Annotated in this window: 8 protein-coding genes; 5 read left to right on the forward strand and 3 right to left on the reverse strand. The window is 73.2% G+C overall.

Features of this window, described 5'->3' with window-relative positions:
* Positions 1-1414, reverse strand: a 1414-nt coding sequence (locus PLP61_RS11485; RefSeq protein WP_324502853.1) for a DEAD/DEAH box helicase, incomplete at its 3' end; no start/stop codon positions are given.
* A 94-nt stretch (positions 1415-1508) separates the two neighbouring features.
* On the opposite strand from PLP61_RS11485, the gene PLP61_RS11490 reads away from it, so the two are divergent.
* The 5 genes from PLP61_RS11490 to PLP61_RS11510 all read left to right on the forward strand — a co-directional run bounded on the left by PLP61_RS11490 (position 1509) and on the right by PLP61_RS11510 (position 8079).
* The gene (locus PLP61_RS11490) at positions 1509-2435 is read left to right on the forward strand and encodes an aminodeoxychorismate lyase (protein WP_502889036.1); all 927 of its coding nucleotides are present in this window, start codon (positions 1509-1511) and stop codon (positions 2433-2435) included.
* Positions 2436-2725: 290 nt separating this feature from the next.
* Entirely contained in the window at positions 2726-3991 is a 1266-nt protein-coding gene (locus PLP61_RS11495; RefSeq protein WP_324502854.1) for a phosphodiester glycosidase family protein, read from the forward strand.
* Between the two features lie 36 nt (positions 3992-4027).
* Entirely contained in the window at positions 4028-5410 is a 1383-nt protein-coding gene (locus PLP61_RS11500; RefSeq protein ID WP_324502855.1) for a tryptophanase, read from the forward strand.
* A gap of 131 nt (positions 5411-5541) precedes the next feature.
* Positions 5542-7059 carry a trypsin-like peptidase domain-containing protein gene (locus PLP61_RS11505; protein WP_324502856.1) on the forward strand — a complete coding sequence of 506 codons (1518 nt, stop codon included), beginning with the start codon at positions 5542-5544 and terminating at the stop codon, positions 7057-7059.
* Positions 7060-7149: 90 nt separating this feature from the next.
* Positions 7150-8079 carry a M14 family metallopeptidase gene (locus PLP61_RS11510; RefSeq protein ID WP_324502857.1) on the forward strand — a complete coding sequence of 310 codons (930 nt, stop codon included), beginning with the start codon at positions 7150-7152 and terminating at the stop codon, positions 8077-8079.
* Positions 8080-8166: 87 nt separating this feature from the next.
* Here PLP61_RS11510 and crcB read toward each other — a convergent pair whose 3' ends face one another.
* Both crcB and PLP61_RS11520 read right to left on the reverse strand, forming a co-directional pair.
* Entirely contained in the window at positions 8167-8538 is a 372-nt protein-coding gene (crcB, locus tag PLP61_RS11515; protein WP_324502858.1) for a fluoride efflux transporter CrcB, read from the reverse strand.
* Positions 8535-8891, reverse strand: a complete 357-nt coding sequence (locus tag PLP61_RS11520) for a DUF190 domain-containing protein (protein ID WP_324502859.1) — start codon at positions 8889-8891, stop codon at positions 8535-8537. The genes crcB and PLP61_RS11520 overlap by 4 nt, the downstream gene beginning before the upstream one ends.
* Positions 8892-9020: the final 129 nt, after the last annotated feature.

Genomic DNA, 9020 nt, shown 5'->3' on the forward strand with positions numbered 1-9020 from the left:
CCTCGCCCGGCCGCGCCCCCGGTCGTCCCGGTCCTGCCTGGCCGCGGCGCGGTGCCGCCGGCGCCGGCTCGGCCTCGAGCAGCAGCGGCTCCCCGGCCTGCAGCAGCACGGCGAGAGCCGCGGCGACGTCGGCGGCCGGGACGTCGTGCTCCTGCTCGTAGTCGGTGACCAGGTCCCGGAAGAACCCCAGCTCGGTCGATCCCAGGGCTCCGGTGATGGCCTCGGTGAACCGGGCCACCCGGGTGAGGTTGACGTCCTCGACCGTCGGCAGCTGCATCTGGGTCAGCGGCTGCCGGGTGGCCTTCTCGATCGCCCGGAGCAGGTGCCGCTCGCGCGGGGTGATGAACGAGATCGCCTCACCGGACCGGCCGGCCCGGCCCGTCCGGCCGATCCGGTGGACGTAGGACTCGGTGTCGGTCGGGATGTCGAAGTTCACCACGTGGCTGACCCGCTCGACGTCCAGGCCGCGGGCAGCGACGTCGGTGGCCACCAGGATGTCCAGCTTCGCCTCGCGCAGCTGGTGGACGGTGCGCTCACGCTGGGCCTGCGGGACGTCGCCGTTGATCGCGGCCGCCGAGAACCCCCGCGCGCGCAGCCGCTCGGCCAGCTGCTCGGTGACCTGCTTGGTGCGGACGAAGACGATCATGCCCTCGAAGTTCTCGACCTCCAGGATCCGCGTCAGGGCGTCCAGCTTCTGCTGGTAGGCCACGTGCAGGTAGCGCTGTCGCGTGTTCGCCGCGGTGGTGGTCCGGCTCTTGACGGTGATCTCGGCCGCGTCGGTGAGGTAGCGCTTGGCGATCCGCCGGATCTGCGCCGGCATGGTGGCGCTGAACAGCGCGACGTGCTTGTCGTCCGGGGTCTCGGCCAGGATCGCCTCGACGTCCTCCTGGAAGCCCATCTTGAGCATCTCGTCGGCCTCGTCCAGGACCAGGAAGCGCAGCTGGGAGAGGTCGAGGGTCCCCTTGTCGAGGTGGTCCATGATCCGGCCCGGCGTGCCGACGACCACGTGGACGCCCCGGCGCAGGGCCGAGAGCTGGACGCCGTACCCCTGTCCGCCGTACACGGGCAGGACGTGGACGTCCCGCAGGTGGGCCGCGTAGCGCTCGAAGGCCTCCGACACCTGCAGCGCGAGCTCCCGGGTCGGGGCGAGCACGAGGGCCTGCGGGGCCTTCTGCTTGAGGTCCAGCTGGGAGAGGATGGGGACGGCGAACGCCGCCGTCTTGCCGGTGCCGGTCTGCGCGAGACCGACCACGTGCCGTCCCTCGAGCAGCGCGGGGATGGTGGCCGCCTGGATCGGCGAGGGCGACTCGTAGCCCACGTCGTCGAGGGCCCGGAGCACGCGCCGGTCGATGCCGAGGTCGGCGAAGGTCGGGCCGGTCGGGGAGCCGGGCCCCCCCTCCGGGGTGTCGCTCACTGGTCGGCTCGTCTCGGCATGCCCCCAGGGTAGAGGCAGGAGGCCGCCCGGCGCGTGTCGCCGGCCCGGCCGCCGCTCGTGGGAGGCTGGCCCCATGGAGTCTGGCCCCATGGAGTCTGGGCGCAGGAGCGGGCGGCTGGTCGCGGTGATGGGCCGCGGCGTCCTCGACCCCGACCAGCCGGTGGTGACCGCGGACGACCTGGGCCTGACCCGCGGGGACGGCTGCTTCGACTCCGCCCGGGTGGTCACCGCCGCCGACGGCGTGGCCCGGGTGGTGGGACTGGACGACCACCTGGTCCGTCTCGCGGCCTCCGCGGCGGCGATGGAGCTGGCCAACCCGCCGGACCAGGCGTGGCGCGCGCTGGTGGCTGAGGCGCTCCAGGCCTGGTCGGTGCCCGGCGAAGCCGTCCTCAAGCTGCTGCTGACCCGCGGTCGCGAGTGGAGCCCCTCGGGCTGCACGGCTCTGCTGACTGTGGTGCACCGTGGTCCGCTTCGGTCGCGTGAGGAGGCGGGCAGCGCCCGGGCCGTCTCGGCCGTGACCCTCAGCCGCGGTCACCCGTCCGACGCGTTCGTCGACGCCCCCTGGCTGCTCGGCGGGGTCAAGACGCTCTCCTACGTGGTGAACGTCGCGGCCCAGCGGGAGGCGCGGGCCCGCGGCGCCGACGACGTGATCTTCACCTCCACCGACGGGTACGCCCTGGACGGACCCACCTCCGGGCTGCTGGTGGCGCGTGCCGGCGAGCTGTTGAGCACCCCCACCGGAGGCACCGGGATCCTGGAGTCGGTGACCGTCGAGGGCGTCTTCGCGGCCGCCCGCGCCGAGGGAAGGAGCGCCCGCCACGTGCTGGTTCCGGTCGCGGACCTGTACACGGCCGACGGCGTGTGGCTGGTCTCCTCCGGTCGCGGCCCGGCGCCGGTCACCGTGCTGGACGGCAGGCCGCTGCCTTCCTCCCCGCAGCTGGTGGCCCTGGTCGCCCGGCTCGCCGGGTTCGCCCCGGACGGCACCGCCGTCGACGGGTGAGGGACCCGGGCGGGACGTACGGCGCAGCCCCCCGTGCCGCGCCGTACGCCCGCCGTTGGAAGCCCCCGGACCGTGACCGGCCGTGACCCTCTCGGGACTGCTCGACCGCCAGGCGTCCGAACGCCCCCCATTCGTGCTCGGCACTGACGGCCATGGGCCCGTCCGACCACGCATCCGGGTCTTCCTGAAGATGGGACGGCCCCACGGCCACCCCATGACGCGGAAAACCCCGGCCATTTCCCGGGGCCGCCTCCCGCTCACGCCGCGGGGAGCTCCTTAGGCTTCCCACCATGGCTCTCGGACCGCTGCCCTCCCGCCCCGTCCGGGTGCTCGCCGCACTGGCGGCGAGCCTGTTGCTCGGGGCTGCGCTCGCCCCCGGCCAGCCCGCCCGGGCCGAGGGCGCGGGAACCGGAGGGGGCCGGGGGCCGGCGTCCTCCGGACCGTCGGTGCACAGCTCGGACGGCCGGCCCGGCCCGGTGGCGGCACCGGTGTCGCGGGCCCGGCTGGCGGCCTCCGCGACGATCAGCCGCCGGGCCGGCTGGACGGTGGCCCCGGGGGTCACCTACCGGCGCTGGGACCGGACCGACGCCCGCGGAACCCTGCGGGCACACCTGCTGACCGCCGACCTGGCCACCGAGGGGCTGGCGCTCGACTACGCCTCCTTCGACCTGGTCCGGCAGCGGGGGCCGCTCACCTCCCTCCTCGCCCGTGACGCTGCGGTGGCCGGGGTGAACGGGGACTTCTTCGACATCGACGACACCGGGGCGCCGCTCGGCGTGGGCCGCGACCGCCAGATCGGGATGCGCAACGCCCCGGCGTACGGCTGGAACAACACCTTCTCGATCGGTGCCGACGGCACCCCGCGGATCGGCACCCTGGCGATGACCGGCTCGGTGGCCGAGCGTCCGAGGGTGCCTCTCACCAACGTCAACTCCCCCACCGTGCGGCCCGGCGGCGTCGGGGTCTACACCCGCGGATGGGGCACCACGGCGGGGCGGCGGGTCACCGACGGCCAGCGTCGGCACGTGCGCGAGGTGGTCGTCCGCCGCGGCGTCGTGCGTTCCAACGAGCCGGTGCTCAGCCAGGGTCAACCGGTCACCGGGCTGGTGCTCGTCGGCCGTGGCGCCGGGGCCGACGCCCTGGCCCGGATGCGGGTAGGGACGCGCGCCACCATCACCTGGGGGCTGGAGGGCGCGCCCGCCGTCGCGATCAGCGGCAGCACGATCGTGCTGAGCGACGGGGTCGTGACCGCCCGCGACGACCGCGAGCTGCACCCGCGTACCGCGGTCGGCATCGACCGCGACACCGGGGACGTGCTGCTGCTGGTCGTGGACGGGCGCCAGTCCTTCAGCCGCGGCGCCACGCTGGTCGAGCTCGGCCGGATGATGCGGCGGCTGGGTGCGGAGGACGCGCTCAACCTCGACGGCGGCGGCTCGTCGACCATGGTCGCGGCCAACCGGTCCGGGGTCGTCGGCGTGCGCAACTCCCCGTCGGACGGCGCCGAACGTCCCGTCCCCAACGGGCTGGAGCTCACCTACACCCCGCCGGCCCCCTAGGTTCCGTCCGGCCCGCGCCGACGCCAAGATGGGGCCATGGACGCCCCCACCTTCCGCACGATCATCGAGCCGTTCCGGATCCACTCCGTGGAGCCCCTGCGGATGACCACGCCGCAGCACCGCCGGGAGGCCGTGCAGGAGGCGGGCTTCAACCTCTTCCAGGTGCACGCCCAGGACGTCCTCATCGACCTGCTCACCGACTCGGGCACCGGAGCGATGAGCCGCGACCAGTGGGCCGCGCTCCAGCACGGGGACGAGTCGTACGCCGGGTCCCCGTCCTTCTACGTGTTCCGCGACGCGGTGCGGGAGCTGTTCCCCTTCGAGCACGTGATCCCCACCCACCAGGGCCGCGCGGCCGAGCGGATCCTCTTCAGCGTGCTCGGCGGCCCCGGCCGGATCGTCCCGAACAACACGCACTTCGACACCACCAGGGCCAACGTCGAGCACACCGGGGCGACCGCCGTGGACCTGGTCGTCCCCGAGGCGCACGACCCCGCCTCCTCGTGGCCCTTCAAGGGCGACATGGACGTCCCCGCCCTGGAGGCGCTGCTGCACGAGCACACCGACGAGGTCCCCCTGGTGATGATGACCATCACCAACAACAGCGGGGGCGGCCAGCCGGTCTCGCTGGCGAACCTGCGCCGCGTCCGGGAGGTCTGCGACCGCTACGGCAAGCCGCTGTTCCTCGATGCGTGCCGCTTCGCCGAGAACGCCTGGTTGATCCGGGAGCGCGAGCCCGGCTGGTCGGGCCACGACGTCACCGAGATCGTCCACGAGATCGCCGCGCTGGCCGACGGCATGACGATGAGCGCCAAGAAGGACCCGATGGGCAACATCGGCGGCTGGCTGGCGATGGACGACGACGACCTCGCCCGGCGCTGCCGGGAGCTGCTGGTGCTCACCGAGGGGTTCCCCACCTACGGCGGCCTCGCGGGGCGGGACCTGGAAGCGGTGGCCCAGGGCCTTCGCGAGGTGGTCCACCACGACTACCTGCGCTACCGGGTGCGCTCCACCGCCTACCTCGGCGAGTCGCTCCTGGCGGCCGGGATCCCGGTGCTGCAGCCGGTCGGCGGACACGCGGTGTACGTCGACGCGCGGGCGATGCTGCCGCACATCCCGCCGCTGCAGTACCCGGGCCAGGCCTTCGCCGTGGCCCTCTACGAGGCCGGCGGGGTCCGCTCCTGCGAGATCGGCACGGTCATGTTCGGCCGCCGGCCCGACGGGACCGAGGTGCCCGCCGCGCTCGACCTGGTCCGGCTCGCCATCCCCCGGCGTACCTACACCCAGAGCCACATGGACTACGTCATCGAGGCCTGCCGCCACGTGGCCGCCCACGCCGACCGCCTGGTCGGCTACCGCATCGTCGACGAGCCGCCCACCCTGCGCCACTTCACCGCCCGCTTCGAGCCGCTGGAGTGACCGCCGGGGAGTGACGCATCTCCCACGACCGGTACGCCTGCTCGGGGACCGCAGGCCGGGCTCGCGGACTAGCCTCAGAAGCGAGGACAGGCACGAGGCCGGCCGCCGGCCACTGCCAGCGGGGAGTTCCCATGAAGACGAATCTGCTCATCGCCACCGTCGCAGCCGCCGCGCTGCTCCTCCCGGGAGGCGCCGCCGCGACCGGCTCCACGAATCCCGCGCCCCGCGCGGACAGCTCCCCCACCGCGGCTCCCGAGACGACGCCGATGGAGCGGGTGAGCGCCTACACGACGCCCAGCATCGTCTACCTCGACATCGAGTGGGCAGGCCGCGTCTACGACACCTACAACGGCCAGTTCCTCAACGACGGCAACCCCTTCTACTACTCCTTCTCCTGCACGGGATACGTCGTGAACTCCGGCGGCTACATCGCGACTGCCGGACACTGCGTGGACGTCGGCGAGGTCCGGCCGATGTTCTTCCGTGACGCCGCCCAGTGGGCGCTGGACAACGGCTACTACGTGAGCAAGACGCTCACCCTGGACGACGTGCTCGGGTTCGGCGACTACGTGGTGATGGCACCGGACGCGAACGTCCGCCGGCCCTCGCGGGACGTGACGGTCGCCTGGTCGGTGAGCGCTGGTGGGGTCCAGACCGGCAAGGCGCTGCCGGCCCGGGTGGTGAAGTCGCAGTCCTTCAGCCAGGGCGACGGGGCCCTGCTCAAGGTCGAGGCGACCAACCTCAACGCCGTACCTCTCAACACCGACGACCTGGAGATCGGCACCGCGATCGTCGCCATCGGCTACCCGGCCTCGGTCGACCTGGTCACCGACGCCACCTTCTCCCCCTCCTTCAAGGAAGGCTCCATCAGCTCCAAGAAGACCGTCTCGAACGGGCTGCTCACCGTCTACGAGATCTCCGCGGCGGTGTCGGGCGGGATGAGCGGCGGGCCGACGGTGAACCTGGACAGCGAGGTCGTCGCGTTCAACAGCTTCGGCATCAACAGCCAGATCGAGACCCAGCAGTTCAACTTCGTGCGACCGGCCAGCATCGTCGCCGAGCTCCTCGGCGACGCGGGCACCTCGAACACCCTCAGCGAGGACAGCGTCGCCTATCGCGCCGGGCTGGACGCCTACTTCGCCGGGGACAAGACCACGGCCGTGGAGGAGCTCCAGTCGGTGGTGGACAGCCAGCCCACCCACGAGCTGGCCACGCAGTACCTCGAGAAGGCCAAGGACCTGCCCGACCCGCCGCCGCCGGAGGAGTCCGGCAGCAGTACCGGGCTGGTCGTGGGGGTCCTGGTCGGCATCGCGGTGCTCGCGCTGGCCGCCGTGGCGGTCGTGCTGCTCGTCGTACGCCGCCGGCGGAGCCGGCCCGGCCCCGCGCAGACCTACGCCGTGGTGTCCCCGAGCCCCGGTCCGGCTCCCGTGCCACCGGCTCCCGCGCCACCGGCAGCGGTGACACCGACCGCGGTCATGACGCCGACCCCGCTGTCGGCCCCGCCGAGCGCTGGGGCCGCAGCGGGGACGGTCACGGCAGCCCCCACGCCGGCCGCCGGCGACGCCGAGGAGGAGATCTTCTGCCCCGAGTGCGGCACCAAGCACGGTCCGCACCAGAGGTTCTGCACCCACTGCGGCAGCGCCCTGTAGCCCGCACGTGCGTGGCACGTGCACGTGCCGGTGCACTTGCCCGGCCGGGTCCGGCCCGGCAGAGTGTCGGCTGGCCGAGAGGGGTCCTGCGTGTTCACCAGCGCCATGCCGTCCGCAGAGCTGCACGCGTTGCTGCGCGCACACGTCCGGGCGCGGTCCGACCTGGTGTGCTCCGGTCACCCCCTGGAGTACCGCGCCGGGACCTGGGAGCTGCTGCGCATCGCCTCGAAGGGACTCGATCCCGGCGATCTGCGTGGGACCGAGCGGGTGGTCGTGGTGAGGGGGACGATCCATGGCGACGAGGTGGCCGGGGCACTCACCGTCCTCAACTACCTCGACGAGCTCGTCGAGGCCGCCCACGAGCGTGACCTGCGGCTCATCGTCTACCCGCTCGGCAACCCCTCGGGGTTCGACCGGGGGCTGCGCTACAACGCCGACCACCACATGGGTGAGGGGAACAACGACTTCCTGCGCTACCGGATGCCCGACGGCTCCCTCGAGGGCGACCTCGGTCCCGGTCGGCCCTTCGACTCGTGGGTGATGGCCGACCACCCCGCCCTGGGCGTGGACCTGCCCGCCGAGTCCCGGCTGATGCTGGAGCTGGTGCGCCAAGACCCGCTCCCCCAGGTGGTCGGCGCGCTGGACCTGCACCAGGACCATCTCTCCGGACTGCCGCCGTACGCGTACCACTACGCGTTCGGGGACCTCGAGCGCTACGCGGACGTGACGCGCCGGATCACCGAGGTCGTGCCCCTGCTCACCGGCTACGACGTGTCCGGGGGGTTCGGGGAGCAGATCGACGCCGACGGGCAGGTGGTGCCCCGGGCGGAGGGCGAGGGGATGCGCACCGACGAGCGCGGCTTCATCGTCCGCCACGACGGCTCGTTCTCGGACTTCTACCACCGGCTCGGGGCCGCCCACAGCATCGCCCCGGAGACCAGCGGCGCCACCCCGATGGAGCAGGCGTGCCTGGTCAACTGGATCTGGCTGACCGGCGTCCTGGACGCGCTCACCTCCTAGGGCGTCCCTGGCGGCTCGCTACCCCCCGGCGCGTACGCCGGGCGTCGCCTGCGAGACGTGACGGGTCGCGCGGCAGGTGGCGGCGTATCAGGCGACGGCGGCGACGAGGGACCAGCCCGCCACCACGGCGAGCATCCCGGCCACCAGGCTGAGCCCGACGTTGACCAGCGCCTCCGCCCAGGACCCGTCCTCGAGCAGCCGGAACGTCTCGAAGCCGAAGGTGGAGAAAGTGGTCAGCGCGCCACAGAACCCGGTCCCGACCAGCGTCAGCAGCCAGGCCGGGCTCCCCGCGTGGACCACGGCGCTGGCGACCACCCCCAGGACCAGAGACCCGACCACGTTGACGGTGAGCGTTCCCCAGGGCAGGACGCTGTCGTGGCGGGCCTGCACGAGCAGGTCGGTGAGGTAGCGCAGCGGCGCCCCGACCGCGCCCCCGACCAGCACGAGCAGCACCGTCACCGGACCACGTCCCCGGGCCCCTGACGGCCGACGTACCTCACCACCTCGACCTGGTCGAGCACGACCAGCCCGTCAGTCACCAGCTCGTCGAGCTGGGGCAGGAAGGCCCGGATCCTCTCGTCGGTGTCCACGATCACCACGGCAGCGGGCAGGTCCTCGGCCAGCGAGAGGATCCGGGTGGTGTGGATGTGCTCGGAGCGGCCGAACCCCTCGATCCCGCGGAAGACGCTGGCACCGGCGAGCCCGGCCTGGTGCGCCCGGTGCACGATCTCGGTGTACAGCGGGCGGTGGTGCCACTGGTCGTCCTCCTTGACCAGGATCGTCAACCGGGTGGCGGGTCCGTGCAGGGTCATCGCGCGTTCCTTCCTGAAGCGTGGGGGCCCCCGTCCTCGACGGGGGCGGGCCGGCGGCGTCGGCGTGACCGGCCCGGGCCGAGCAGGGTGCGTGCGAGCAGCACGCCCAGGGCGACCGCGACCAGCCCG

It is taken from the genome of Nocardioides sp. (assembly GCF_035429765.1).
Lineage (GTDB): Bacteria > Actinomycetota > Actinomycetes > Propionibacteriales > Nocardioidaceae > Nocardioides.

What these genes read in the sequence shown, in the direction of transcription:
- PLP61_RS11490 (WP_502889036.1), top strand. Translation starts at nt 1,509, where the DNA reads ATGGAGTCTGGCCCCATGGAGTCTGGGCGCAGGAGCGGGCGGCTGGTC.
- PLP61_RS11495 (WP_324502854.1), top strand. Translation starts at nt 2,726, where the DNA reads ATGGCTCTCGGACCGCTGCCCTCCCGCCCCGTCCGGGTGCTCGCCGCA.
- PLP61_RS11500 (WP_324502855.1), top strand. Translation starts at nt 4,028, where the DNA reads ATGGACGCCCCCACCTTCCGCACGATCATCGAGCCGTTCCGGATCCAC.
- PLP61_RS11505 (WP_324502856.1), top strand. Translation starts at nt 5,542, where the DNA reads ATGAAGACGAATCTGCTCATCGCCACCGTCGCAGCCGCCGCGCTGCTC.
- PLP61_RS11520 (WP_324502859.1), bottom strand. Translation starts at nt 8,891, where the DNA reads ATGACCCTGCACGGACCCGCCACCCGGTTGACGATCCTGGTCAAGGAG.